Annotated in this window: 29 protein-coding genes, 1 riboswitch and 1 other annotated feature; of the genes, 6 read left to right on the top strand and 23 right to left on the bottom strand. The window is 43.6% G+C overall.

The genetic code is table 11. The features are described from left to right. Positions 1-19: 19 nt before the first annotated feature. The 3 genes from MHB66_RS06220 to purU form a co-directional block, all read right to left on the bottom strand. Positions 20-1267, bottom strand: a complete 1248-nt coding sequence (locus MHB66_RS06220) for a glutamate-5-semialdehyde dehydrogenase (RefSeq protein WP_046310729.1) — start codon at positions 1265-1267, stop codon at positions 20-22. Between the two features lie 12 nt (positions 1268-1279). Next, the gene (gene proB / locus MHB66_RS06215) at positions 1280-2377 is read right to left on the bottom strand and encodes a glutamate 5-kinase (protein ID WP_034281505.1); all 1098 of its coding nucleotides are present in this window, start codon (positions 2375-2377) and stop codon (positions 1280-1282) included. A gap of 55 nt (positions 2378-2432) precedes the next feature. Beyond that, positions 2433-2651, bottom strand: a binding site (T-box leader). A gap of 43 nt (positions 2652-2694) precedes the next feature. Beyond that, positions 2695-3597: a formyltetrahydrofolate deformylase gene (gene purU, locus MHB66_RS06210; RefSeq protein WP_046310727.1), complete on the bottom strand. Its 903-nt coding sequence runs from the start codon at positions 3595-3597 to the stop codon at positions 2695-2697. A gap of 161 nt (positions 3598-3758) precedes the next feature. Here purU and MHB66_RS06205 point away from each other — a divergent pair, with 161 nt between their 5' ends. Then, positions 3759-3944 carry a hypothetical protein gene (locus MHB66_RS06205; protein ID WP_034281503.1) on the top strand — a complete coding sequence of 62 codons (186 nt, stop codon included), beginning with the start codon at positions 3759-3761 and terminating at the stop codon, positions 3942-3944. Positions 3945-4080: 136 nt separating this feature from the next. Here MHB66_RS06205 and MHB66_RS06200 read toward each other — a convergent pair whose 3' ends face one another. Further along, positions 4081-4395, bottom strand: coding sequence for a multidrug efflux SMR transporter (locus tag MHB66_RS06200; RefSeq protein ID WP_024424636.1), 315 nt, complete (start codon positions 4393-4395; stop codon positions 4081-4083). Next, positions 4392-4721, bottom strand: a complete 330-nt coding sequence (locus tag MHB66_RS06195; RefSeq protein ID WP_041116412.1) for a multidrug efflux SMR transporter — start codon at positions 4719-4721, stop codon at positions 4392-4394. Before MHB66_RS06195 ends, MHB66_RS06200 begins: the two co-directional genes overlap by 4 nt. 66 nt (positions 4722-4787) lie before the next feature. After that, positions 4788-4897: riboswitch (guanidine-I (ykkC/yxkD leader) on the bottom strand. 222 nt (positions 4898-5119) lie between these two features. On the opposite strand from MHB66_RS06195, the gene MHB66_RS06190 reads away from it, so the two are divergent. Beyond that, positions 5120-5254, top strand: a complete 135-nt coding sequence (locus MHB66_RS06190; RefSeq protein ID WP_073204910.1) for a YrzI family small protein — start codon at positions 5120-5122, stop codon at positions 5252-5254. Between the two features lie 219 nt (positions 5255-5473). Further along, positions 5474-6517: a trifunctional transcriptional activator/DNA repair protein Ada/methylated-DNA--[protein]-cysteine S-methyltransferase gene (locus MHB66_RS06185; RefSeq protein ID WP_041116410.1), complete on the top strand. Its 1044-nt coding sequence runs from the start codon at positions 5474-5476 to the stop codon at positions 6515-6517. A gap of 14 nt (positions 6518-6531) precedes the next feature. Here the strand turns inward: MHB66_RS06185 and MHB66_RS06180 are convergent, their stop codons facing one another. From MHB66_RS06180 to MHB66_RS06160, 5 genes are all read right to left on the bottom strand, one after another. Then, a complete protein-coding gene (locus MHB66_RS06180; RefSeq protein WP_046310723.1) occupies positions 6532-7077 on the bottom strand; it encodes a GNAT family N-acetyltransferase in 546 nt (181 codons plus the stop codon). A 17-nt stretch (positions 7078-7094) separates the two neighbouring features. Continuing rightward, positions 7095-7583, bottom strand: a complete 489-nt coding sequence (locus tag MHB66_RS06175) for a small multi-drug export protein (protein ID WP_025092307.1) — start codon at positions 7581-7583, stop codon at positions 7095-7097. Positions 7584-7688: 105 nt separating this feature from the next. Continuing rightward, positions 7689-8447: an NADH dehydrogenase gene (locus tag MHB66_RS06170; RefSeq protein WP_046310720.1), complete on the bottom strand. Its 759-nt coding sequence runs from the start codon at positions 8445-8447 to the stop codon at positions 7689-7691. A gap of 4 nt (positions 8448-8451) precedes the next feature. Beyond that, positions 8452-8778 carry a PadR family transcriptional regulator gene (locus MHB66_RS06165; protein ID WP_034281498.1) on the bottom strand — a complete coding sequence of 109 codons (327 nt, stop codon included), beginning with the start codon at positions 8776-8778 and terminating at the stop codon, positions 8452-8454. A gap of 114 nt (positions 8779-8892) precedes the next feature. Further along, the gene (locus MHB66_RS06160) at positions 8893-9414 is read right to left on the bottom strand and encodes an acyl-CoA thioesterase (protein WP_008346212.1); all 522 of its coding nucleotides are present in this window, start codon (positions 9412-9414) and stop codon (positions 8893-8895) included. Between the two features lie 179 nt (positions 9415-9593). Here MHB66_RS06160 and MHB66_RS06155 point away from each other — a divergent pair, with 179 nt between their 5' ends. After that, complete coding sequence (locus tag MHB66_RS06155) at positions 9594-10475, top strand: dimethylarginine dimethylaminohydrolase family protein (protein WP_046310717.1); 882 nt, start codon at positions 9594-9596, stop codon at positions 10473-10475. A 39-nt stretch (positions 10476-10514) separates the two neighbouring features. On the opposite strand, the gene MHB66_RS06150 is transcribed toward MHB66_RS06155, so the two are convergent. The 10 genes from MHB66_RS06150 to proG all read right to left on the bottom strand — a co-directional run bounded on the left by MHB66_RS06150 (position 10515) and on the right by proG (position 20915). Then, positions 10515-11483, bottom strand: coding sequence for an oligopeptide/dipeptide ABC transporter ATP-binding protein (locus MHB66_RS06150; protein WP_041116397.1), 969 nt, complete (start codon positions 11481-11483; stop codon positions 10515-10517). Further along, positions 11473-12390: an NlpC/P60 family protein gene (locus MHB66_RS06145; protein WP_046310715.1), complete on the bottom strand. Its 918-nt coding sequence runs from the start codon at positions 12388-12390 to the stop codon at positions 11473-11475. Before MHB66_RS06145 ends, MHB66_RS06150 begins: the two co-directional genes overlap by 11 nt. Next, positions 12390-13469, bottom strand: coding sequence for a dipeptide epimerase (locus MHB66_RS06140; protein ID WP_046310714.1), 1080 nt, complete (start codon positions 13467-13469; stop codon positions 12390-12392). The genes MHB66_RS06145 and MHB66_RS06140 overlap by 1 nt, the downstream gene beginning before the upstream one ends. Next, positions 13466-14407: an LD-carboxypeptidase gene (locus tag MHB66_RS06135; RefSeq protein ID WP_046310712.1), complete on the bottom strand. Its 942-nt coding sequence runs from the start codon at positions 14405-14407 to the stop codon at positions 13466-13468. Before MHB66_RS06135 ends, MHB66_RS06140 begins: the two co-directional genes overlap by 4 nt. Positions 14408-14523: 116 nt before the next feature. Beyond that, positions 14524-16146 (bottom strand): peptide ABC transporter substrate-binding protein, encoded by a 1623-nt coding sequence (locus tag MHB66_RS06130; RefSeq protein WP_046310710.1) that lies wholly within the window; start codon positions 16144-16146, stop codon positions 14524-14526. Continuing rightward, positions 16146-17156 (bottom strand): ABC transporter ATP-binding protein, encoded by a 1011-nt coding sequence (locus tag MHB66_RS06125; RefSeq protein WP_041116386.1) that lies wholly within the window; start codon positions 17154-17156, stop codon positions 16146-16148. Before MHB66_RS06125 ends, MHB66_RS06130 begins: the two co-directional genes overlap by 1 nt. 7 nt (positions 17157-17163) lie before the next feature. After that, complete coding sequence (locus MHB66_RS06120; RefSeq protein ID WP_046310708.1) at positions 17164-18126, bottom strand: ABC transporter permease; 963 nt, start codon at positions 18124-18126, stop codon at positions 17164-17166. Continuing rightward, positions 18123-19058, bottom strand: coding sequence for an ABC transporter permease (locus MHB66_RS06115; RefSeq protein ID WP_041105958.1), 936 nt, complete (start codon positions 19056-19058; stop codon positions 18123-18125). Before MHB66_RS06115 ends, MHB66_RS06120 begins: the two co-directional genes overlap by 4 nt. 18 nt (positions 19059-19076) lie before the next feature. Continuing rightward, entirely contained in the window at positions 19077-19901 is an 825-nt protein-coding gene (locus tag MHB66_RS06110) for a M55 family metallopeptidase (RefSeq protein WP_034623405.1), read from the bottom strand. A 189-nt stretch (positions 19902-20090) separates the two neighbouring features. Beyond that, complete coding sequence (proG, locus tag MHB66_RS06105) at positions 20091-20915, bottom strand: pyrroline-5-carboxylate reductase ProG (RefSeq protein ID WP_046310704.1); 825 nt, start codon at positions 20913-20915, stop codon at positions 20091-20093. Positions 20916-21083: 168 nt separating this feature from the next. Between proG and MHB66_RS06100 the strand changes: the two genes are divergently transcribed. Beyond that, the gene (locus MHB66_RS06100) at positions 21084-22373 is read left to right on the top strand and encodes a trypsin-like peptidase domain-containing protein (RefSeq protein ID WP_046310702.1); all 1290 of its coding nucleotides are present in this window, start codon (positions 21084-21086) and stop codon (positions 22371-22373) included. A gap of 32 nt (positions 22374-22405) precedes the next feature. Here the strand turns inward: MHB66_RS06100 and MHB66_RS06095 are convergent, their stop codons facing one another. Continuing rightward, a complete protein-coding gene (locus MHB66_RS06095; protein ID WP_046310700.1) occupies positions 22406-23362 on the bottom strand; it encodes a ring-cleaving dioxygenase in 957 nt (318 codons plus the stop codon). 329 nt (positions 23363-23691) lie between these two features. On the opposite strand from MHB66_RS06095, the gene MHB66_RS06090 reads away from it, so the two are divergent. Beyond that, positions 23692-25017: an amino acid permease gene (locus tag MHB66_RS06090; protein WP_046310698.1), complete on the top strand. Its 1326-nt coding sequence runs from the start codon at positions 23692-23694 to the stop codon at positions 25015-25017. A 123-nt stretch (positions 25018-25140) separates the two neighbouring features. On the opposite strand, the gene MHB66_RS06085 is transcribed toward MHB66_RS06090, so the two are convergent. Beyond that, entirely contained in the window at positions 25141-25470 is a 330-nt protein-coding gene (locus MHB66_RS06085; protein WP_034281483.1) for a bh protein, read from the bottom strand. 63 nt (positions 25471-25533) lie between these two features. Further along, positions 25534-26490 (bottom strand): sugar-binding transcriptional regulator, encoded by a 957-nt coding sequence (locus MHB66_RS06080; protein ID WP_024424944.1) that lies wholly within the window; start codon positions 26488-26490, stop codon positions 25534-25536. Between the last annotated feature and the right edge of the window lie 60 nt (positions 26491-26550).

The following is a 26550-nucleotide window of genomic DNA, read 5'->3' as shown; positions in this document are numbered from 1 at the left end:
AGACTCTCTTTTAAATTCGTTATTCTCTTATTTGTCCTTGACCACGAATGACAAATTTTTCAGACGTTAAGGCTGGCAGACCCATTGGCCCTCTTGCATGAAGTTTTTGTGTACTAATTCCTATTTCCGCTCCATAGCCAAACTCAAAGCCATCTGTGAAACGAGTAGAGGCATTATGATAAACAGCGGCAGCATCGACAGCTGTTAAGAAAAGGGCTGCATGCTCATCGCTTTCCGTAATGATCGCTTCAGAGTGCTTAGAGCTATATGTTTGAATATGCTGAATCGCTTGTTCTATGTTTTCTACAATTTTAATACTGACGATCGGTGCTAAAAACTCCGTTGCATAGTCCTCTGCTGTCGCTAATGCAGCACTAGGAGCAAGCGCGCAAACGGCTTCATCACCGCGTATTTCTACCCCATTTGATTGAAGGGCTTCAAATAACGAAGCACCGTATGTTTTTGCCCATGTTTCATGAATGACAATGCTCTCGATCGCATTACAAACAGATGGTCTCTGGGTTTTGGCATTCAGCACAATCCGCTCAGCCATTTCGTTTTTTGCTGTTTCATCAATATAGATATGACAATTTCCTGCACCTGTCTCAAGCACCGGCACAGTTGACTCTCTCGCGACAAGATCAATTAAATTCTTCCCGCCGCGCGGAATGAGGACATCCAGGTATTCATTTAAGGTGAACAGCGTTTTCGCCGTTTCACGGCCAGTATCTTCAATCAATTGCACACTGTCTACTGGAATATCCGTCGTATGAAGCGCTTCATGAATCACCTTTACAATTGCCTTATTACTATGAATAGCAGATGAGCTTCCGCGCAGAATCACAGCATTTCCAGTTTTCAAGCAAAGGGTCGCAGCATCGACTGTCACGTTTGGTCTTGCTTCATAAATCATTCCAACCGTTCCAAGCGGTACACGGACCTTTTCGATGAGCAGGCCGTTTTCTTTTTGAATGGTTTCTAACGTTTCACCAATTGGGTCTTTTAGCTGAATGAGTTGAAGGGTCGCGTCTGCAATGGCTTCAATTCTCTCTTCCGTGAGCGTGATCCGGTCGATGACAGATGGCGTGAACTGCTTTTCCTCAGCAGCCTGAACATCCTTTTGGTTCTCCTCTATTAAATAAGCTGAAGATGCTTTTAGTGCACTCGCGATGGCGTGCAGGGCAGCATTTTTTTGTTCCGTCGTTTTTAGAAGCAGCTGATCTTTGGCTGCACTTGCTTTTTTTGCTTTTTCAAGAACTTCATTCATCGTATTCCCTCCTCAGTTTTGTACATGCTGTACCCAGTGATCTCGGTGTATGACCTCAGGCTTCTCTTTTGAAAGCTCGTCACTTCGCATTCCTTTAATGCCGAGAAGCTCATCGGAGGCGTACAAGGTTTGTCCCTTACCAACTAATCCGTTTGGACCGACGACTTCTACGACTTCTCCTTTAGAAAAGTCACCAGCGACATCAATGACTCCTGCCGGAAGAAGGCTTCTGCCATTATGCAAAATCGCCGCTTCTGCTCCTGCATCAATCATGATCTTTCCAGAGACCGGTGAGTGGAATTGAATCCATTGACGACGGTTGTTCACGGCTGATAAATCCTGTTCACCGATATACGTTCCATCGCCTTGCCCCGCAAGAATGCGAAGCAGTTTGTCTTCCCCAGTGCCTGTGCCAATGAAGACTTTCACGCCAAGTGAAAGTGCCGTTTGTGCAGCAGACAGCTTCGATTTCATTCCGCCTGTTCCAACCTTTGAACCGGTGCTCTTTGCATATGAAAACAATTCTTCTGAAATGTGGGTCAGGACATCAAACCGCTTCGCCTCAGGATGCTCATTTGGATTTGCATCATAAATGCCATTGATGTCTGTTAATATAATCAATTGGTCTGCATGGATTAATCCACTGACAAGAGCTGACAGCATGTCATTATCCCCAAAGGTAAGCTCCTCGATGGAGACTGAATCATTTTCATTTATGATCGGCAAAATCTTTCTTTCCAGCAGCTCCATCATCGTTGCGTAAGCATTTCGATATCTTGTTCGATCTGAAAAGTCATTACGTGTTAAAAGCATTTGAGCAGGTGTCATGTGAAACTGTGAAAAAAGCTCTGTATATTTCTGCATTAACAAGCCCTGACCAACGGCGGCAGCTGCCTGTTTCCCCTTTAAGGTCACAGGTCTTGATGGATAGCCTAAGCTGCCAAATCCTGCTGCAACGGCTCCTGACGAAATTAAAATGATTTCATGACCTGCTTCTTTGAGCTTTGCGATGGCTCTTACATGATCCCGCATCTTTTGTTCATCAATGGCTCCTTTTTGCTCTGTTAATGAACTGCTGCCAATTTTTATGACGATCCTTTGCTTTTTCATCCTTGATTCCCTCCGCTATACCTTTAGGCACAAAAAAATCCCTTTTTCTCCTTATGTAAAGGACGAAAAGGGATTTTCCGTGGTACCACCTTCATTGAATAAGCATGCGATCTGCTTATTCCACTCAACTCCTGTAACGCCAGGCACGCGCTTAGATTTTTCCTCTAAGGCTCAAAGGGCAGGTTCAGCAGCTGTCTGCGGCAAATGTTTCAGCACATCATTTGCTCTCTTTACGCATCAGTTCCTGCTTACTATTCCTTTTCAACGCTCGTTAATTTTTTTATATTATCACCAATTGCTAAAGAAAAGTCAAGCGGTCAATTAAAGACAATCGTTTTATTCTCATGAACAATAATTCGATCTTCAAGGTGCCATTTGACAGCACGTGCAAGCACACTGCGCTCAATTGTCCGGCCAATATTTTTCAGGGCTTCCGCATCATCCCGGTGATCTACACGCTCAATATCCTGTTCAATGATCGGTCCTTCATCTAAATCATTGGTGACATAATGAGAAGTCGCACCAATTAATTTGACTCCCCGCTCATATGCCCGCTTGTAGGGGTTTGCACCAATAAATGCTGGCAGGAAGGAATGATGAATATTAATGATTTTGTTCGGATGCTCTTCAATGAATCCAGGCGTTAAAATTTGCATGTACCTGGCAAGCACAATCGCATCAATGTCGTACTTTTCTAATAAGGCGAGCTGCTCTTTTTCAGCTTCTTTGCGAATATCTTTATTCGCCTTTACAAAATGGAATGGAATTCCGAGTGCTTCTACTGTATCTTTTGCCGTTTCATGATTGCTGATCACAACTGCGATTTCAGCCATTAAATTTCCGCTTTGCCATTCCCATAGAAGCTCATGCAGACAATGAAGCTCTTTTGAGACAAAGATTGCCAGCTTTTTCAGCTCACTTGCACGCGACATGCTCCACGTCATTTGAAATGATGCTGCGATTGGCTCAAAGCTATTTTTCAATTGATCCATATTCGCCGAGATGTCTTTCCAATCAAATTCAATTCTTAAAAAGAACCGGCCGCTTTCATGATCGGTTGTGTATTGGCTGGATTCAATGATGTTCGCTCCGTGCTCAAATAAAAAGGAAGAAACAGCTGATACAATACCAGGCTGATCCGGGCAGCTGACAAGTAATCTGCCTTTTTGCTCGTGCTTTTGTCTGTGTAATTCAAGTTTCTCTGTAATCAATGTTCTCATGTATCATGACCTCATTTACGTTTTCATTCTAATGAAATATTATACTGGACTGGAAAGAGAAAAAGCAATGAAGAGTCCATTTTTTATTGAATATTCATTCAATTCTGCACCTAGCGTGATATAATATGAGTAGACCTTTTATCACAAAAGGAGTGATGGAGATGAAAAGCATGACTTTGTTTGGTAAAGTGAGCTTTTGGCTCGGCATCGTATGTCTGATCACAGGTATTTATCTTTTTATAGCCGGTGAGAGACTCATTCCTTTACTCACATTTGGTGTCTGTTTTCTTCTAGTGAGTCAGCTTTACCGCAAAAATGAAAACGATTCCAATCATCATTCGATGTAACAAAAAAGGGCTCAAATGATTTTTATTTGAGCCCTTTTTCTACTTTTAACGCGTGATAGAAAACCTTTGCAGCCCTGACAAAGAATGCGAGGGTTTGTCTACATGGAGAGGCTGGCAGACAGATGCCAGCCTTTTCTTATTCAATGATTTTTAACCCGACCGCCGCAGATAAAATCAGTGCGATAAAGAAAATACGTTTTGCGTCCTTCGACTCACCGTAAAACAGCATGCCGACAATGGCTCCTCCAGCAGCTCCAATGCCAGTCCAAATGGCGTATGCCGTTCCCATCGGAATTGTATTCATCGCAAGAGAGAGCATGAGAAAGGACAGCGAAAATCCAGCTGCAATGAATAAAATCCATTTGACATGCCGGTCTTTCTGGAATTGATTCATCATGGTGACACAAAGCATTTCTAAAATGCCTGCACCAATAAGTAAAAGCCAGCTCATGATTCAGTCTCCCCTTTCTTTTCACCCGTGGTCAGTTTGAGCCCTAATACACCGCTTAAAAGCACCATGATTAAAAGTAATTTCACTAGCTGTACCGGCTCACCCATTACCATACCTACTATGACAGTACCTGCTGTCCCAAGTCCGGTGAAAACGGCGTAAAGTGTGCCAACTGGCAGTACAGTCGTGGCTTTCAGGAGTAAATAAAAGCTGACGACAATACAAACGATGGTTGCGGCCCACTCCAATAAAGAGTCAGCATATTTCAACCCCATCACCCAGCCGACTTCAAAGATCGCCGCAATAAAGACATTTCCCCATTTCATCTAATCCCTTCCTTTCTGAACGATTCCAACCAACAAAAAAAGCCCGGAAATCGATCGTTTGATCAAATCTCCCGGGCTTTTATCCCTCCGTGTACATACGGTCTATTGTGTAGACCTTATGTGTTTTCTCTCGGTCCAGACTGCGCCACCCGCACGGAACCCTAGAAAACCAATTCTTAATAAGCAGATCTGACTTAAAGCAGATTCTGTGTGTCAAAATTGTATCACACCCCGAAATACCGGTCTACCGCTTTGCTTGCCACACGCAAATATACTTGTTCATTTTTCGAAAGAAATTTTATGGGACCTCCGTATACTAAGGGTTAGAAACAGGTCAACTGATAAAGAAGATCTGCGGGCTGTTTCACATGCTGCGAACTGAAGGGAAACGAGCGTATATGACAATTCATTTATTTTTTATGACATTGACGATTAAGCGTAAATACAAGGACATGGAGACCGTACTTTACGAACAAGAAGTTGAAGCATTTTATGAAGAAATGAAACAGAAGCAGCTAAAATATATGAACTAAAACAGGAAGTGAAAAATGAGAAAAGAAGGAGAATGATGCTTGATTGTTATACGAGGGAGAAGGATCTATTCCGGGTACAGCAACGATCACACCGCTGATATAATAAAATCAGATTGATGTGATGAACGTTCAACTTTAGGATGATGCATTTACAGATCATCCGTTGTACTCCAAATAATGCTGAAAAACATTTTATAAAAAATTAAGAGGTGGCTTCATATGATGATGACCGATGAACAAAAACATGAATTTTATCAAGCACTTGTTGACAAGAATCCGCAATATGACGGCACATTCTTTGCCTGTATTAAGACAACTGGCATCTTCTGTCATGCCACATGTACGGCTAGAAAGCCAAAATTTGAAAACTGTGAGTTTTTCTTTACAGCGGAGGAAGCACTGCTGGCAGGGTATCGCCCTTGCAAGCGCTGCACACCATTAACATACCCGAACAGCATTCCTGAAGAAGTCAAAACACTCGTTTCAGCAGTAGAAAAAAATCCTGAGAAACGCTGGAAGGAAGAGGACTTCCGCCAATTAGGGATTCACTCTGCCACAGCTCGAAGAAAATTTAAAGATATTTACGGCATGACCTTTGTTCAATATGCAAGATCACGCCGAATGGGACTTGCCTTTAAAGAAATTTTGAACGGAAAAAAAGTAATCGATCAGCAGGTCACTTTCGGCTATGAATCTTCAAGCGCCTTCAATGATGCATTTACGAAAATCATGGGAAATCCCCCTAAAAAAGCGCAGATTCACATTCTTTATGCTAATTTTATTTCCACACCGATCGGGCGGATGATGAGTGTGACAGATGCCACACATGTGTATTTACTGGAGTTTATGGACAGGCGGGGACTCGAAAAAGAAATTGAAACATTAAGAAAGAAGCATCATGCCCGCATTTTAGTTGGAGAAACAAACGTCCATCAGCAATTAGCAAAGGAATTGGCCTTATATTTTGAGAAAAAGCTGACCAAGTTTACTGTACCGCTTTCCTTACATGGCACCCCTTTTCAAATGAAGGTGTGGGAGCAGCTTTCACTCATTCCAGCAGGCGAAACGAGATCCTATCGTGATCTAGCCGCGAAACTGGGCGATCCGCATTTGGTTCGTGCCGTTGGTAATGCAAATGGTGCGAATCAATTGGCGATTATCATTCCCTGCCACCGCGTGATTCAAACAAGTGGTGAGCTTGGAGGCTACGGCGGGGGAATTGAACGGAAGAAATATTTGCTTCAGTTAGAACAGCGTGCATAAAAAAACGGCTCTGCTTAATCGGTAAGCGAGCCGTTTTCTCCGTTACGGGTGATGCTGTATACATCAATGATTTGGTCCCATTTTGAAATGGTTTTTTCTTGTTTCATGCCCATTTTTAAAGCGACCTTCACCGACGCTTCATTCTCAGGACGAATTAGGCTGACCATTCGTCTGACCTTCATTTCTTCAAATCCATAGGTAAGGCAGCCTTTTGCAGCCTCAGCAGCATAGCCATTCCCCCACGCCGCTTTCTTTAGCATATATCCGATCTCAAGCTCCGTTTGTCCTTCGATATTTTGCAGAACAATTCCGCTTTGTCCAAGACGTTCATTTGATTCTTTATCTTCAATGATCCATAGCGAGGTGTGGTACATGCGGTCATTTTTTTGATTCCATGCAATCCACTCTTTTGTCTGCTGTTCATCCTTCAAAGAAGGATAATACTTCATCACTTCTTCATCCTGGAACAGCTCGTCATATAAAAATGACGCATCATGTTCATTCATCGTTCTCAGTTTCAGGCGCTCTGTTTCTAGTACTGTTCTTGTTTGAACTGTCATTGATGATCCCCCCTTTTTTACTTGCTAAAAATATCTCCGAACAACCCATTTGAATCTGGGGCAAAGTAATGGAAGCCCGCACCGGTTAAACTTGCAGCCAGCGCTGTCCACATCATTAAACTGACGGTCATCCACACCGCGACTTGCTTTCTTTTCGTTCCAAAGCTCATGCACATCAAGGCCGCTAAATGACTGCCGATGATAAAAGGACCAATGAGCGCTAATCCAGGCAGACCGTATCGTTCCCAAATTTTTCTCGCCCGCAGCTGCTTTTTCTCTCCTTTCTCATCACCTTTCTCTTCTTTTCTCTTTAACCACCATGCTTTAAACCGGTCCACAAACACAATGAGAAGCAAAACTGTGAGAAAGTTGCCGATGAATCCAATTACAGCCGTTGTCACAGGGTGCAGCCCACTTAAGATTGCGAATGGAACGACACCAATCACTTCAAAAAAAGGCAAAGCAGCCAATACAAAGACGAGTACATATCCCCATACGATATCCAAAAACAGAACCCCTTTTCATTTTTGTCCTCTCCCCATTGTAATGAAAAATACAATTCCATTTCTACATTTTTTTAGAAAAAGAAAAACACATCGTATGAGATGTGCTCAGTTTACATTCGTATTTTCATTTTTCTTATTTGCCCGGCGCAGGACAATGAGCATAAGCCCTATTAAAATCACAATAGATAGCAGGCTTTGCAGCAAAATCACACTTGGTGACGTCCAGCCAATCCATTCGAAGATGAGCTGCGGTCCGAAAAAGATGATCGGAATCAATGAAACGACATTCGCCTTTAAGATTGCATTGAATACAACGATGCATAGCAGCATGAGCAGAATGACGCCCCACCTCTGGCCAGAAGTAAGGACAAGTAGTGGTGTGCCGACCTTTTGATCCAATAGTTTGATTGTCACCATCGCTGTCAGCTGAAAGATTCCTAACATCCAAAAGTAAAGAAATACCCGGCTGCTTGTTTGAAAGGCAGACGCTCTAAACATCACAATGATCATGATGACATTGGCCACTAAAACGAGCGGATATCCAATTAAAGCAAACCAAGAATAGGATAAGTTTTGGCTGATTGCATCTGATAAGATCATATAAAAAAGCGATCCAATTAAGAAAGCACTGACGAATGGCACCCAGTCTTTATGGTTTCCTGACAGCTCTTTTGCCAGTTCATCAGCATAGCTCCGCGGATCTCCTCCGAACACATCCTCACCTGTTTTGCCGTCTTTTTCAGCCTCAACCGCATGTGCTGTCAGTTCGTCCATCAGCTCATCGATTTCATCCTGATTTTTTCCCTTTGATATGAGATAAAGTTGCAGCTCTAGTAGAATGTGTCTTGTTTCTTTTGATACCATAATCTCACTTCCCTTTTTGTAATAAGCGGTTTACATTTTTTGAAAGCTCATTCCAGCGGTCAATAAACTCTGTGAGCGCTTGTTCTCCCGCTTGTGTGAGCGTATAGTATTTCCTTTTCGGACCGCTCGCTGACGCTTTTGTAACGGTGGTCACCAGCTGTTCCTTTTGCATACGCAGCAAAATCGGATAGATACTGCCTTCACTAATTTGATCAAACCCATAATGCGCGAGCTTCTTCGTCATTTCATACCCATAAATTTCGCCCTCAGAAATAATCGACAGCAGACAGCCTTCTAAAATTCCTTTTAGCATTTGTGTGGATGTTGTCATGATTGTTCCTCCGATTCCAGTATCTTGCATCACAAGATAGCTTTATCTTACCATACACTATCTTGCCATGCAAGATACTGGCACAGAAAAAAATCACCGCTTAAAGGGTGATTTTTACGCCCAAGGCTTATCTGTCCCAAGTGCGTCAGCAAGCGCCTTACTATGCTTTCGGCGGCTTTTTCTTTCCTCTGCCCGCTGCTTCGCTGTTTGATGAAGCATGATTTCTTCCTCTGTTTCCGGCATCACCTGCGGGACTCGTTTAGGCTTTCCGTTTTCATCTAATGAGACAAATGTCAGAAATGAAGTCGCTGCGAGTCTGCGCTCTCCAGACATCAAGTTTTCTTTAATGACTTTGACGAACACTTCCATAGAAGACGTACCCACCCATGTGACATAGGATTCCAAGCATACTGACTCCTTTTGTCCAATCGGCTCTAAAAAGTCAACAGAATCCATTGAAGCTGTGACCGTTTCACTGCGGCTGTGTCTTGCTGCCGAGATGGAGGCAATGTCATCTATATAACTCATTAATTTCCCGCCAAATAACGTTTGGTGGTTATTCGTATCAAGAGGGAATACCCTACTGGTTTTAACAACTTTTGATTCCTTGCAGTATTTGAAATTTTCTTCACTCATCATCATAGCTCCTTCTTGCTGTTTTCGTGGATGCGGAACGACTTTTATTAAACACTATTCTTTTAGGTTTGTCTAAACTTTTTGCTTTAGTCTTATGTGAGAGATTTTCTTTCGGAAATGTTTCAACCATGGCTAGAAGAAGGAATAATAGAACTATGAATGAACAAGGAGGCCATTTGATGGATTCTATGAGAGCAGAGCAATTATACAAAATGCCGCAATGCATGAATGAATACGACGATTTAGAAGAAGTTCTTTTATGCAGTCCTATTTATATGGAAATCAAACAAATTATTAACGAAACCCAGAAACATTTTGCGAAAGAAAATATTTCTCAAATGAAAGCAGTCGCTCAGCATAAGCAATTGATCCAAACCCTTAAAGATCATCAAGTACGGCCTATCCTGCTCCCGGCGAATGAACGCTTCCCTGAGCAAGTCTTCACTCGGGATATTGGGTTTACGATTGGACAGACACTGTTTGTTTCAAGTATGGCCGCTCCGGTACGGCAAGGGGAAGAACAATACCTAAAAGAATGGGCACACGCAAAAGGGTGGTCAGCTGTCACCTTGACAGACGGAACGATTGAAGGCGGCGATGTGCTTGTGGATCAGAAGCGTGTGTTTGTTGGCACGAGCAAAAGAACTAGTTCAGCCGCTATCTACCAGCTAAAAAAGGAACTGCCGGATCATGACATCATTCCGATTCACCTTCCTCCTCACATTTTGCATCTTGATTGTGTGATGAATATTCTGTCTCATGACGAGATAATCATTTATCCTGACGCGTTCAAGCAAAAGGATCTCCAGCTGCTCAAAACGTATTATGATTTGATTGAAATCAGCGAACAAGAGCAATTCACACTTGGACCAAATGTTTTATCCATTGGGCAGAAAAAAGTGATCAGCCTGCCCAGCAACCAAGAAACAAATGCTTTATTAACCGCTCACGGGTACACCGTTATTAAAGTGGACTTTTCGGAAATTATTAAATCTGGCGGCTCTTTCAGATGCTGTACATTGCCTATTCGGCGTTCATCCACTAAAAAAGCCAGCATGTAGAACAGTTTGTCTACTTGCTGGCTTTTTATCGGGCTTGTCCTATTTTCTATTGTATAAATGACAGGCGACTTCATGTCCTTCTTCCACCGCTTGTAATGTCGGCTTTTTTTCAGCACACACATCCATCGCGGCAGGACATCGTGTTCGAAATACACAGCCGCTTGGCGGGTTCACTGGACTTGGAATTTCTCCTTTTAAAATAAACCTTTTGCGCTTGTCCTCTACGTCAGGATCTGGAATGGGGATGGCAGACAGCAAGGCTTGTGTATATGGGTGAAGCGGTGTTTGATATAATGCATCACTCGTCGTCAATTCGACGAGATGACCTAAATACATGACACCGATCCGGTCACTAATATATTTCACCATTGACAAGTCATGTGCAATAAAGAGAAAAGTTAATCCTTCCTCTTTTTGCAGTTTTTTCAGCAGATTCACGACCTGCGCTTGAACGGAGACGTCTAGTGCAGAAATCGGCTCATCTGCCACAATAAATTTTGGCGCTAAGGCAAGTGCTCTTGCAATGCCGATTCTCTGCCTCTGTCCCCCGCTAAATTCGTGCGGATAGCGGGTAGCAAAATCATAGCTTAATCCTACCGCTTCAAGCAGTTCTTTCACGCGGGCAATCCTTTTCTTTTGACTGCCATAAAGCTGATGAATCTCCATTGGCTCCAGCATAATATCTTTTACTGACAGTCTTGGATTTAACGAGGAATACGGATCTTGAAAGACCATTTGCATTTGCCGGTTGAAATCAAATGATTCTTTTTTAGAAAGGTGGTGAAGACTTTTCCCTTCATATAAGGCTTCACCATCTGTAGGTTCATAAAGACGCATGAGCACTTTTCCAAGTGTGGATTTGCCGCAGCCAGACTCACCAACGAGACCAAAGGTTTCTCCTTGTTTCAGCTGAAAAGAGACACCATCCAGCGCTTTTAAGGTTCTCCCTTTCGATAGATGAAAATGTTTTTTAAGGTTGTTTACTTGTAAGAGTGGTTCAACTGTCATGATCGCTCCTCCTCTCGCTTGGTAAATACCGCCTTGCACCTGCCCATTCCTTTTCATATGAAGTGCCAGAAAGGGAGAGAAGCTCAATTTGTCTGCCGGTTTTGGGCGAATGAAGCATCATCCCGTTCCCAGCGTAGATCCCTACATGGCGGACCGCTCCCTTTCCGTTTTCATTTGCAAAAAACAGCAAGTCGCCTTGTTCTAAATGGCTTGATGTAACCGGCGTTCCTTGAACTGCTTGGTCACTTGCATCTCTCGGCAAAAGATATCCGCACGCTTTGTACATGCTGTAAGCAAAGCCTGAACAATCATAGCCAAAGCTGCTCATGCCTCCCCATAAATACGAAAGGCCTATAAATTGTTTTCCTGCGTCTACGACATCTTTGCCTGTCATAGAGAAAGCATGTGAGCCTGGGCGTACATCCGCTTTGTTGATTTCTCTTATTCCTACTGGGGTGACAACATGAAATTGATCATCTGTTTCTTCGGCTGCTGCCAGCTCTGTTAAAAAACTAATCTCCATATCTGGTTCCCCGTTTTGATATAACATGGCTTTTTTCTGACAAACGATAAGAGATGCAGCTGACACACTTCCCTCTGTTACTTGCGTTAATTGCTCAGCAGGTATATAGCCTGGATAGCCTTCTGGATGTTTCCGGCTGGCCTGCTGCGGTATGACGACTTTTATCCAGCCATCTGTCTCTTCTAATCCAATCACTCGTCCGCCGAGCAGTACTTGAGATTGAATCAAATTCTCTTCACATAAAGCCAGCTTTTCTTCATATGTTTGCTGGTCAATCCACTCTTTGATGTTGATGGAGTCCTGAAGTACCTTCTGATCGATTTCTCTCGGCGAATGCGGCGCTGTCCATACGTTAGCGACTGGAACCTTTGATTCGTATATCATCATGAGACTCCTTTCACCCCTTGAATGCCTAACCCATGATGCAGCGGTAAAAATATATCTTTTCCTTTGTACACGATTCCTCCGTCTATCATGTCCTCTTTCAGCATAAGCGGGGCATCAAAATCGCAGCGGGTGATATTCGGCTGGCTTGCGGCGAAATGTGCCGCTGCTGTAATGCCAAGCTTTGACTCAATCATACTGCCAACCATGCACTGAACACCGTATGCTTCGGCTAGGGCATTGATTTTTAATGCTTCTTTTATGCCGCCTGATTTCATTAATTTTAAATTGATCAGATCGCAGCTTCTCGTTTCAAGCACCCTAATGGCATCATGAAAACTGAAAATGCTTTCGTCTGCCATAATCAGTGTTTCAGTTGCTTCTGTCACACGGCGCAGACCTTCAATATCTTCTTTCGGCACTGGTTGTTCTACTAGTTCAATATTCAGCGCTTCCATTTTTCGAATGGCTGTGATCGCTTCCTTCCACGTCCAGCCCTGATTGGCGTCGAGCCTGATCTGAATATCCGGACCGACTTTTTCTCGAATCCGCTTGATCCGCTGCATATCCGTGTGTATATCATCTTTTCCTACTTTAACCTTTAACGTCTGAAAGCCTTCGGCTGCGTATTGCTTCGCATCTTCCGCCATCTCAAGCGGCCGGTTTACACTGACCGTATAGTCGGTTTCGAGCTGATGACGATATCCGCCAAGGTATTGATAAAGCGGAAGTCCTGACTGCTTTGCTAAGCCATCATAAATGGCCATATCGATTGCAGCCTTTGCGCTTGTGTTGCTTGCGAGCACGCGGTTCATAGCAGAAAAGATTTGTTCATACTCTGCCAAGGAAGCCCCGAGCAAAATGGGTCTGATCACTTCACAGATGGCATAGTCGATGCTTTCCAGCGTTTCTCCTGTAATCACCGATGTGGGAACTGCCTCTCCGTAGCTGACGTCACCTTGATCATATGTGATGATGACGATCAGAGATGCTGCGTCATACACCGTTCTTAAAGCGGTTTTGAAAGGCTTTTTTAGCGGCACACTCGTTCTGCATGTACGAACATCCACGATTTTCATTTGATCGCCTCTTTCGCTGCGACGCCTGGAGAAATGTGCAGTTTTTTCCCTTCCGCATCTAGTGCAGCCTGCACGCCCATTGGAATGGCAAAGTTGGGTGATGAATGACCGATCCGAAAGCCGCCAAGTGCAGGTTTCTTTTGCGGCACAATATAGGTTTCCCATAGCTGTTCCAAGGTTAAGGACTGGTCTTTCTTTTTTGGTTCACATTGATGAAAATCGCCAATGATGAATCCAGCCGCATCATCCAATTTTCCAGCAGAGGTGAGGTGCTGCATCATGCGATCGATTTTATAAGGCTCTTCGTCAATATCTTCAATGAACAACAGCTTTCCCTTCGTATCAATTTCAAAAGGTGTGCCAAGTGTTGTCACGATGAGGGCAAGATTCCCTCCTATGATGTCCCCTGAAGCGGTGCCGGGGTAGAAGGTATGAAGAGGTGACAAGTGATGCGAATACGTAAAGGCCTTCGGCGTGAACAGCTGCAAAAAGGTATCCTTCGTATACGGATGGACCTCTTCAAGTCCCACATCAGAGGAAAGCATTGGACCATGAAAAGTCACAAGACCCGTCTGCTGCTGGATGGCCGTATGTAAAAACGTAATGTCACTATAACCCCAAAAGATTTTTGGATTCCGGCGAATGAGATCATAGTCAATGACTTCTACAAGTCTTCCAGTTCCGTACCCTCCGCAGGCACAAATAACCGCTTTGACTTCTGGATCTTGAAACATGCCATGAAGATCTTCCACTCTTTCATGATCACGACCTGCTAAATATCCGTACCGGGAATCAAGATACTTCCCTTTTTTCACCTTCAGCCCGAGGCTTTCTAAAAAGGCAATCCCTTTTGCTAATTTCAATTCATCAGGCGGGCTTGCTGGTGCAATAACCCCCACCGTATCCCCTGTTTGAAGCGCCGCTGGCAGCTGGTTCATGCCAATCCCCTCTTTCTCTTTATTTCTTACAATCTATGGGCATCTTCTCCATAACATGAACAAATAAAGGAACAGACGCTTTTGTTCAAAGCGTCCGTGTTCCTCATTTCCTTCAATTACTCTCCATCTACTTGTGCCCATTTTAAATCGATATACCCAACAGGGTGGCGGACAATTCCCTTCACGCCCTCTTTTTGCAAATGCACTTGGTTATAAAAATGAATTGGAATGATTGGTGCTTCTTCAATGAGAAGTGCCTCTGCATCATGAAGGATGCTGTTTCTTTTTTGTTCATCTGCTTCCTTTCTCGCCTTTTTCATCAGCTGATCATAGGTGTCGTTTGACCATCCAGTCCGGTTCATCGCATTCCCTGTTTGAAAGCTCTCTAGGAAATTAATCGGATCTGCATAGTCTGCTAAAAATGAACTTTGCGAGAATTGGAATTTCAGTGCCTTTTGATCTTCTGCAAATACATTGGCTTCCATGTTTGCAAGCTTCACGTCCACACCCAGCGCTTCTTTTAGTTGCTGCTGGATGGCTTCAGCTTTTTTCTTGTTCTCAGGCTTTGTGCTATATGTTAATGTGACGGGCGGCAGCTTTGAATAGTTTTCTTCTTTCAGCCCTTTTTCTAATAGCTTCGCAGCTTCACTCGTATCTTGTTTGACAAGATCACCGCCAGCTTCTCTGAAATCATCACCCTTTGAATCTAGAATCCCCGGTGAAACGAAGGCGCGGGCTGGCTTCTCTTTATTTTTCGTGACATAATCCACGATATCTTGCGGATTGATCGCCATTTGAAAGGCTTTGCGAATGTTCTTATTTTGAAAAGGTTCCATGTTCACATTCAGACGATAAAAGAACAGTCCGGCCTGATCTTCAATTTGTACATCTTTATTTTTCAGCAAATTTTCACTTTGTTCTGCTGGGACGAAGGCAGTATCTAAATCTCCCGATTGATACATTTGATAATCAGTGTTTCGATCGCTGATCATCAGCCACTTTACCTGATCCAGCTTGACTGATTTTTTGTCCCAATACGTCTCACTTTTTTCCATAGTGAAGCTCTCATCATGCTTCCATTCTGTCAGCTGAAACGGTCCATTCCCAACAAAGGTTTTGGCATCCTTTGCCCAGTTTGGATCCTTCTCTGCTACCTTCTCATTGACAGGGAAAAAGGCAGGGTTTGCGGTCATATTTAAGAACGATTTCTGCGGGTATGCCAGTGTGACCTTTAGCGTTTTGTCATTTTCAGCACTGACTTTTACATCCTCTTTCTTTCCTTTTCCGCTGTTAAATGCCTCTCCGCCTTCAATCATGTAAGCTAAGAACGATGCAGAAGAGCCTGTTTTCGGATCAAGCAGACGCTTCCACGCATATTCAAAGTCACTCGCTTTCACTGGATCACCGTTCGACCACTTGATGCCGTCTCTTAAATGAAATGTGTACGTTTTTCCATCCTCTGAAATTTCCCATTTTTCCGCCATTGCAGGAGATGGTTCGTGCTTTTCATTCAGTCTTGTTAATCCCTCCATTAAGTTATTCAGACCTTGCCACGATACATTATTAAAACCAATCGGCGGGTCAAATGACGTCGGTTCGTTTTCGTTATTTAAGGTTAATACTTTCTTTTCATCCTTGTTGCTTGATGATCCTTTACCTGCTTGCTCATTGGCTGTACATCCAGCGAGCAACATGATGATAAACAAACAAATACTGATGATCCACCCTTTTTTCCTCATCAAAAACTCCCCCTTTGTGTTGAAGATAACATCGCTTGGTTCGCTCGCTCATCCTGGAGCCAGCAATGCACTGTATGAGTAGGTGACCGCTGCGTTTCGTGCGGCATGATATGATCGCACACTTTCATGGCAGCCGGGCAGCGATCGGTATACGGACAGCCCTTTGGCGGTGCAAATAAATCAGGCGGGCTTCCTTCAATCGGAATCAGTTCATCTTTCATATCAAGTCTTGGAACGGATTGCAGGAGTCCTTTTGTATAAGGATGCTGAGGACTGTAAAAAATATCATGCCTTGTTCCGGTTTCAACCATTTTCCCTCCGTACATGACTGCTACCCGGTCGGCAACTTGGGCTACGACTCCTAAGTCGTGTGTGATTAAGATAATGGTAACCCCTGTTTTCCTCTGAATCTCTTTAAACAGTTCTAAAATTTGTGCCTGTATGGTCACATCCAGCGCGGTCGTCGGTTCATCTGCGATCAGCACCTTTGGCTCACAAATCAGTGCCATGGCAATCATGAGCCGCTGCCTCATTCCCCCGCTGAATTGGTGCGGGTATTGCTTTAATCTCTCCTTCGGCTGCGGAATACCAACCAAATCAAGCATCTGTATGGCAGCTTCTTTCACTTCTTTTTTCGTCAGCTTTTGATGCTCCTTCGCCGCCTCCATCAGCTGATCCCCTATTGTCAAGGTAGGGTTCAGTGCCGTCATCGGATCTTGGAAGATCATCGAAATATCGACACCTCGTATGGCGCGCATTTCTTTTTCAGATAATGACAGCAAGTTGCGGTCTTGAAACCAGATTTCTCCCTGATCGACATGCGCGCTGTATGCAGGCAGAAGCCTCATAATGCTTTGTGATGTCACACTTTTCCCGCAGCCTGATTCTCCCACAATGGCTAAGGTTTCTTTTTCATATACATCGACATTCACTCCGCGTACTGCTTGAACTGAACCGCCGTATGTCCGAAAGCTGACGTGCAGATCGATGATTTGTAGAACTTTTTTCAAAGCGCCATCACCTCTTCATCTTTGGATCAAGCGCATCTTGCAAGCCATCACCTAAATTGTTAAAGCAAAACATCGTGAGTGAAATAAAAAATGCTGGAAAAAATAAACGCCACCAATGTCCATTGTCTGACAGCACAGTCGGCAAAGCATCATTGGCCATCACGCCCCAGCTTGCAAACGGTGCTTGAATACCTAAACCGAGAAAGCTTAGGAACGCTTCAGCAAATATCGCGGTCGGCACAGTCAGGGTCATTTGGACGATAATCGGCCCCATCGTATTCGGCAGCAGGTTGCGGCGAATGATCCGCAGGCTTTTGGCACCAAAGGTCTTTGAGGCAAGGACATATTCCTGGCTTTTCAGCTGAAGAACCTGACCTCTCACAATTCTTGCCATTCCAATCCATCCGGTGACAGTGAGCGCTACAATAATGGTGACAAGCCCTGGCCCCATGAGCACCATCAATAAAATGACGACAAGTAAATAAGGAAGTCCGTAGAGCACCTCGACAATCCGCATCATGACATGGTCATAGCGTCCGCCTTTATAGCCGGCTATGCCCCCATAAATCACACCGATGGCAAAATCAATCAAGGCTGCCATGACACCCACAAATAACGAAATGCGTGCTCCGTACCAAGTACGAGTAAACACATCTCGCCCAAGCTCATCTGTTCCAAACCAGTGAGCAGCTGAGGGCGGCAGATTTTGCATCGAAAGACGCTGCTCTGTCACACTATTTGGTGCAAGCAATGGACCTAAGACTGCCATGACAAAAAGAAAAATCAGAACCGATAGACTAAACATCGCAAGCTTATTTTGCTTCAGCCGCCTCCATGTATCTGCCCAATAGGAAAGAGAGGGTCTTTTAATGGCATGGGTTTCTGTTTTCTTTTGCTCTCGTGGAGAAAACCATTCGTCCGGCACTTCAGGATGCCTGTTCGGTGGATCATGCTGAAGGTGTATACTCATGCCTTTCCTCCTTTCTGATGCAGCTGAATCCTTGGATCAAGGAGACGATACGCCACATCGACAATGAAGAGAAGTGTGATTAAAATAATACTGTAAAAAACAGTGGTTCCCATGATGACAGGATAATCACGGTTGTTTATGCTCTCGACAAAGTATTTTCCCATTCCAGGAATGGCAAATATTTTTTCAATGACAAAACTTCCTGTTAAAATACTTGCGACAAGTGTTCCAAGAATGGTCACAACGGGTAAAAGTGCATTTCGAAGCGCATGTTTAAATACAATTTTAAAGGGAGAAAGTCCTTTTGCTTTGGCCGTACGGATATAGTCTTGCGACAGCACTTCAATCATGCTTGACCTCGTTAACCTGGCGATAATGGCCATTGGGCTGACAGCAAGGGCGATTGTAGGCAGCACCATATGCATTGGACTTGTCCACATCGCTGTAGGAAAGAGCTGCAAATTGACAGCAAGCTGCTGAATTAATAAGGTAGCAAAGATAAAGTTTGGAATGGATATACCGAATACAGCAATCGTCATGGCGATGTAATCAATCAAACCATTATGCCGGAGGGCAGCCATAACCCCTAGCAGGATGCCAGAGATAACAGCAATCAATATTGAGATAAGACCAAGTTCTAATGAGACTGGGAAGCCTCTCGCCAATAAATCATTGACACTTTCAGAAGGCTTTTTAATGGAAGGACCAAAATCAAAGGTAACAATGGATTTTAAATAGATGACATATTGAACATAGAGTGGTTCGTCTAAGTGATAGTAGCTTTCGAGGTTTCGCTGGACGGTTTCGTTTGTATTTCGTTCTTCATTGAAAGGCGATCCTGGGATGACCTTCATTAAAATAAACGTTAAAGTCGTAATCGTTAAGATCGTAGCAATCATCGCAATAAAACGCTTGAGCAAAAAGCTGGCCATCTGCTGTCTCCCCCTCACTTAACAAAATGTTGTACGTGCGGCAAGCTCTGTCATGACAAGCATTGCTTGATAGGCTTCTAATATATTGTCTGCCTGGTACGTCACCGTCGTTGTTCCTTCTATGATGGCAGTACCGGGCATTAAATTCGCCCATTCAGCTTGTCCATAATTGGCAAACTCAATCTTAAGCAGCGGCTGATCAGGAGGCGTCAGCGGCTTCATTTGATCAATCTGTTTCATCGCGGCTTCCACTTGCTGCGAGATTTGTTGATTGACTTTGGCTGGAGGTAAGCATTTCACAGCAGATCTTGAGATGGTTTCTTTCACTGCCACTGTTTTCACACCAGGCATCAGCTTTTCTGCCTCAAGTGCTGCTTGATCATCCCCGCAAACAAGAATGACCGGCACACCATAGTAGCCTGCAACATACGCATTAAAGCCCATTTCACCAATTGGATGATCATTTATGTAAAAATGTCTGACCCCAAAAATCATACTGTGTGACATCACACCTTTCATTGATGCCCTTGCATGATAGCCTAAAAAAACAGCTGCATCATAGGTTTGATCCAATCCTTGCACCATTGAATAAGGCTTTACGTCACCTGATATGAGAACTGCCTCTTCATGCAGTTCTTCGATCAAAAGATTATTCATTTTAGAATGACTGTCATTGACCAAAATGTCGGTGGCACCATGCTGAAGAAGCGCCTCTACACAGGCGTTCACTTCACCGGTCATAATGCGTCTGCCACGCTCATAGTTATGCTGGCGTGAATCAACAAATGTATGATCAGCTAGACCAGTAATTCCCTCCATATCGACAGATAGATAGAGCTTCATTCCCATCCCCCTTTAATTAAACATAAAATTTGTGTATATTTTTCTAAATTTTCTAAAAAATTATATGAGAACTTGATTGATTTTTCAATACAATGTCCGAAAATAAGGAGTTTAGACTCAGATAATACAGGTCAAAAGGATTTTTTAGAAAGGATTTTTTTAACAAATAAAACACCACTAACTATGTCTTTAGTGGTGTTTATCCGCTTCGTTGATCTGAGATTTCAGCTGTTCATATTTCTTCATGGTTTGTGTAAATAAATCATCAAACATCTGAGGTGCCTGCTGTTGAATGACCTCTGCACCTTCTCCTGTAATTCCCCCTTTTGTCGCCACTCTATCGACAGTTTCAGCAAAGGTTAGGCCTCGTTCTACGAGGACCTGGCCAGTTCCTAAAAGGGCATACGTTAAAAATTCATTCGCTTCCTCTAAGGAAAGATCACTATTTCTCACAGCCGCTTTCGCCATTTCTTCAAAAAGAGCAGCGATAAAACCAGGAGATGAGCTTGTCAAATTGCTCGCCGCATCAAACCGGTCTTCCTCTACCTCCCTGACGATGCTAAAAGCTGAAAGCAGCCGGTGCAAACGCTCCTTTTCCTCGCGTCCTGCTGCTGCACCATGCGCAACAAGTGATACGCCCGTCCCAACAGCTGACGTGAGTGTTGGGATGTATCTAGACACTGGCTGTGTTGTATGCGCCTGTAACTTTTCTAATGTCACAGCTGCTGCTACTGACACAATATGTACCGCTCTCGCTCGAGAAGGCAGCTGATCCAGAACATCAAGTACTGCAAGCGGCGGCACGCAGACAAACAATATATCACATGACGCAGAAAGTTCGTCTAATGAACAAATGTTGACTTCTTGGTGCTTTTCTTTGAGCTGATGAAGGCGCTCCGTTTCACTTCTTGTATGGATCATGATTTGATGAGCATCCAGCACCCCATTTTCCAGCCACTTTTGCACCATCATATCAGCCATACTTCCATATCCAATGATTCCAATTGTCTCCACAGTTTAATCTCCTCTATCTTGCTTAGATTCACTACTTATTTTAACAATTTCCCACAATGTTTTCATTTTTATCCCACACTTTTTTCATACGATAAAGTCAGTCCCCACCACATACGGTAAAACACCCAAACACATACATGAAAAAATCATTGAAAGAGAGTGATTGAAATGACACAGCACAAAGATGACAAACAAACAATTGAACAACCTCAAAAACAGAAAAAGCCAAACGGCTGGTTTAAGTCATTTGTCAGCGGTGTTGTAGGCGGTACATTAGCGTTAGGTGTCTACGTTCTTTCGCCATATGCTCAGCATTCATCAGACAGCACTGCAAATGATTCGGCAGCGAAAACTGAAGCAGTATCGACAAATCACACGAATTCGTCAAAAACAACAGCCGTCCAAACATCAAATTCATCAAGCAGCATCTCCAGTATGGTCGAAAATGTATCACCAGCTATTGTCGGCATTACAAACTACCAAGCACAAACTCAAACAGACACGAGCTTTGGCGATTTCAATACGCCTTTCGATGAATCACAGCAAAACAAAAGCAGTCAAGAGGAAGAAACCGGTACAGGCTCAGGAGTGATTTTCAAAAAATCAGGCAATAAAGCCTATGTCTTAACAAACAACCACGTCATTGAAGGGGCAAATAAACTAACCGTATCCTTACACGATGGCAAAACCATTGAAGGAAAACTGGTTGGAGCTGATCCGCTCACTGACTTAGCCGTTGTGGAAATTAGCAGCAGTCATGTGACGAAGGTTGCGGCATTAGGCAATTCCTCCTCACTGCGTGCTGGAGAAACCGTCATTGCGATCGGAAACCCGCTTGGTGAAGATCTTTCAAGAACGGTGACACAAGGAATTGTCAGCGGTGTCGACCGAACAGTCTCTATGAACACATCAGCAGGCGAAAGCAGTATTAATGTTATTCAAACAGATGCAGCCATTAACCCAGGTAACAGCGGCGGCCCGCTTCTGACGACAGACGGAAAGGTTGTGGGGATCACGAGTATGAAAATCTCTGAAACAGGTGTTGAGGGCATTGGGTTCGCACTGCCAATCAATGATGTCAAACCAATCGCTGATCAGCTTCTCGCAAAAGGAAAAATTGAACGTCCATATATCGGCATCAGCATGCTGGATCTCGAACAAGTTCCAGATGTGTATCAAAAAGAAACTTTCGGACTCAAAACCAGTCAGCTCAATAAAGGCGTGTATGTCAAAGATATCGCCGCAGGCTCACCTGCCGCCAAAGCTGGCTTAAAGTCAGAGGATGTCATTACCGGCATCAATGGGAAACAAATCAAAACTGGCAGTGAATTACGTCATGAGCTATACACGAATGCAAAAGTAGGGGACACCGTGAGCATCACCCTCATTCGAAACGGAAAACAAGAAACTAAGCAGGTCACATTAACACAATCTGAATCTAAGCAGGTCAGTTCCTAATAAAAAAACAGCTCAGTTGATGAGCTGTTTTTTTATGACGACTGAATTGGCGTTAATCTTTGTTCAATTTCTGCTCGTTTATGCTCTAGGAACGGCGGAAGGGCTAATTGATCGCCAAGCTCATCCACCCCTTCATCGACTGTAAATCCAGGGCCATCTGTTGAAATTTCAAATAAAATACCATTTGGCTCTCTAAAGTAAAGAGCTTTAAAGTAAAAACGTTCTACAACACCAGAGTTCGTGAAGCCTGCTTTTGAGATTTTTTCATACCATTTTTCAAGCTCCTCTGCGTCTTTCACACGAAATGCGACGTGATGCACACTTCCTCTGCCGGAACGTTCAGAAGGCCCTTCTGTTTTTTCGATCACATGAATTTCTGTTCCAGCACCCCCATTTCCTGACTCAAAAATGGTCACGATCTCACCATCATTTGATTGTTCACGTGCTCTTTCGGTGAAGCCAAGGATGTCTGTTAAAACACGGATCGTCTTGTCAGCTTCTGCAACGGTTAATTCAACTGGACCTAAACCTCTAATCGCAAACTCTGCCGGAATATCGTCATGCACTGGCGGTGAGCCTGCCTCTTGCGTATTCGGTTCTACTGTTAAAAACAGCTGCTGCCCTTCTGGGTCTTTAAAACGCAAAGCAGGTCTTCCGCCTCTCAAGGAAGCTGTTTCTTGCTGCACGCCTTTATCTTCAAACCGCTTTTCCCAAAACGTGAGTGCCTCTTCAGAAGAAACGAGAAGGCCAGTGCTTGTGATCGCATTTGTCCCTTTCAAACGGCGGGCAAGCATTGGAATTTCAAAGAATGTTAGCTCCGTTCCTGGTGAAGCGACCTCATCTCCATAAAACAAGTGATACATAGACGGGTCATCCTGATTGACTGTTTTCTTTACAAGTTTTAAGCCAAGGATTTGGCGGTAGAAATCAACATTTTTCTGAGCATTGGCTGTTAACGCAGATACGTGGTGAATCCCATTGATTTTCATTATTTTCACTCCTATTTTAAAATATCTCGAATTCGAGATAATATCCTTATGAATAAAATAGTTCATTTTTCAAGAAAAGTCAACCATTTGGCTGCACGTTAACTGGATGTTCGGTTTCCGGTCATTAAATTAACATTAAATCGAAAATAATCTTTTATTGTTCGTTTTTAACGCAACATTCACCCTAATATCTCCAATAAACGAACACTTTCAAATACAAATACGAAAATCAGAAAATTTTTTTAATTCTTGTTTTCCTAAAATCGTATTACAATGAACAAAATACATGTCACAGTAACGTACGAAAGTGATGCAGGAGGTCGTGTGTAATGAACAAAGAACAACCAGCGTTAAAACAAGACATCGGCTTATTTTTCGCCCTATCTCTTGTCATCGGGACCATTATCGGGTCAGGCGTCTTTATGAAGCCAGGCAACGTCCTTTCCTATTCAGGAAGCTCAGACATCGCCTTATTCGCTTGGCTGTTAGGTGGCATCTTAACCCTTGCAGGCGGACTGACTGTCGCTGAAATTGGCACACAAATCCCGAGAACCGGCGGGTTGTACGCCTATCTTGAAGAAGTGTATGGTGAATTTTGGGGCTACTTATGCGGCTGGGTGCAGATTATTATTTACGGACCCGCCATCATTGGTGCACTTGGTCTTTATTTTGGTTCATTATTAGCCAATCTATTTTCTCTTTCGACTTTATGGTCTACAACGATCGGCATTATCACCGTTTTATTTTTATGTATCATCAACATCATGGGAACAAAATACGGCGGTTTTGTTCAAGGGCTGACCACCATTGGAAAGCTTGTCCCGATTGCCGCTATTATTGTGTTTGGCTTATGGAAAGGAAACGAAAATATTTTGATGGCTGTCAACGATAGCATCGCTCAAATGAACTTCGGAGCAGCGATTTTGGCTACGCTGTTTGCTTATGATGGCTGGATTTTACTTGCGGCGCTTGGGGGTGAAATGAAAAACCCTGAGAAACTGCTTCCTCGCGCGATGGCAGGCGGAATTTTAATCGTGACGGCTTGTTATCTCTTTATTAATGTCGCACTTTTGCACGTGCTGCCAGCTGATCAAATCGTCCAGTTAGGTGAAAATGCGACAAGCACTGCTGCTACCATGCTCTTTGGGCCAATTGGCGGGAAAATCATTAGTATTGGGATCATCATCAGCATCTTTGGCTGTTTGAACGGAAAGGTTCTTTCATTCCCACGTGTGATTTTTGCGATGGCAGAACGAAAGCAGATTCCTTTCGCCAACGCGATTTCGCGGATTCACCCAACATTTAAAACACCTTGGATCGCTGTATTTGTGCAAATTTTGATCGCCATTGTGTTTATGATCGTCAGTAATCCGGAGAAGCTGTCTGAGGTCTCGATTTTCATGATCTACATCTTTTATGTGATGGCCTTTTTCGCCGTCTTTAAGCTGAGAAAACAAAACAGCGGAATGAAGCGTGCGTACAGTGTACCACTTTACCCGCTGACACCGATCATTGCGATTATCGGTTCATTATTCGTTTTAATCAGCACCATGATCACCGATTGGAAAAGCTGCCTGATCTCCATGCTGATCGGGATGGCTGGACTGCCTATTTATTATTATATGAAAAAAACACAAAATAAAGCAGAGCACTAAACGGTGCTCTGCTTTTTTTCCTTCTTCTCAGCGTAATAGAAAACCTTTGCAGTCTAGGAAAGACGAATATCGGAGCGGAGGACTGACTTGCAGGCTGAAGCAGAGTGCTAAACGGTCTCTGCTTCATTTTTTATATTGTTTGATCACTTTGTATGATTCGTTTAAATATCTCATGAGCCGGTATGGCTTACTAAGCACACGGATTGGGAGTCTTGAGATAAATCCATTCAGGTTCGACTTATATTCCTGCGTGATCCGCTTTGGCTTTGTCGCTATTTTCTCGTATACTTCCTTGTAAAATTCCTTCATGATGTCGACTTGCACACTGATCTTTTGATGACACTCTGTACACTCAACGCTTTTCATCTGATCATTCACATAAACGATGCTGTGGAGGGTCTCTTCTTGGCACCGAGTACAGTGTAGGTTTGCTTCCATTTCGGTTTGCTTCAAGATACACAGCTCCTTTCTCGTTTGATGTTGCTCTTGTTATACCATTCGAACGCTGCCAGCCTTTTATTGGACGGATGCTTCCTTTAAAATGGCTGCCGCCGTTAGTTCGTCTGTCACCAGTACTTGAATGAAGCCGCCATTTAAAGCCCCTAAAATACTCTCAGCTTTATGGGTTCCTTCTACAACAGCGATGACCGTTTTGACGCTCTTTAATTGTTCCAGCGATAAGCCAATGACCTTTTGATTCAGTTCATCTTGGACAGGTTTTCCTTCTCCATCAAAGAAACGAAAGCCAATATCACCGACAGCCCCTGATTGCCTTAAACCAGATAAGTCCTCTTCTTTTAAATAACCGACTGTTTTTAAAGTTGACCCTTTATGCGGGTTGCCAATACCGATGAGGGCAATATCCACATTTCTGCCTTCTTCAAGCACAGCTTCTATGTCCTGCATCGCCATAAGCCGTTCTTTTAATTCTTCTGTTTCTAAAATCGCAGGGGCATATAAATAGGAACACGTGCCGTTCATTTTCTTTGCCAGCTCATATGCCAGCTGATTGGCATGAATGTCGACCGCCTGCCTGCCCATTCCGCCCTCTAAAGGAATGACCTTCACATCGTTTCTTCGTTCAAACGGATATTCTTTTACAAGCTCCGCAAGCGTCGTCCCCCATGAAATGCCGATTTTCTCCGCATTTTTCATGTTTTTAGACAAATAATAGGCGCCTGCTTGACCGACTGCCCGCTTCACCATCTCAGACATTGTCCCGACACTTGGGACAACGACCGCATCTGTTAATTGAAAGGTTGTTTCTAGCTGCTTTTCAAGTTCCACCGTATGAATGCTTTCGTCTTTAATGTACACTTCAACAATTCCCACATCTTTTGCTTTTTGTAAGAGCTTTGAGATGACTGGTCTTGAGACATTGAGCTTTTTTGCAATTTCCTGCTGCGTCCACCCGTCTGTATAATAAAGATGAGCAACTTTGACGAGCTGTCGTCTTTCTTCCCAATTCAGCATGTGACATCATCCTTTTAATATACTATGATTACCAGTATACCAAACATTCGTTTCCAATTG

This window comes from Bacillus sp. FSL L8-0167 (assembly GCF_038630295.1).
Taxonomy (GTDB): Bacteria; Bacillota; Bacilli; order Bacillales; family Bacillaceae; genus Bacillus; species Bacillus safensis.
This window is presented reverse-complemented; position numbering and strand designations above follow the sequence as displayed.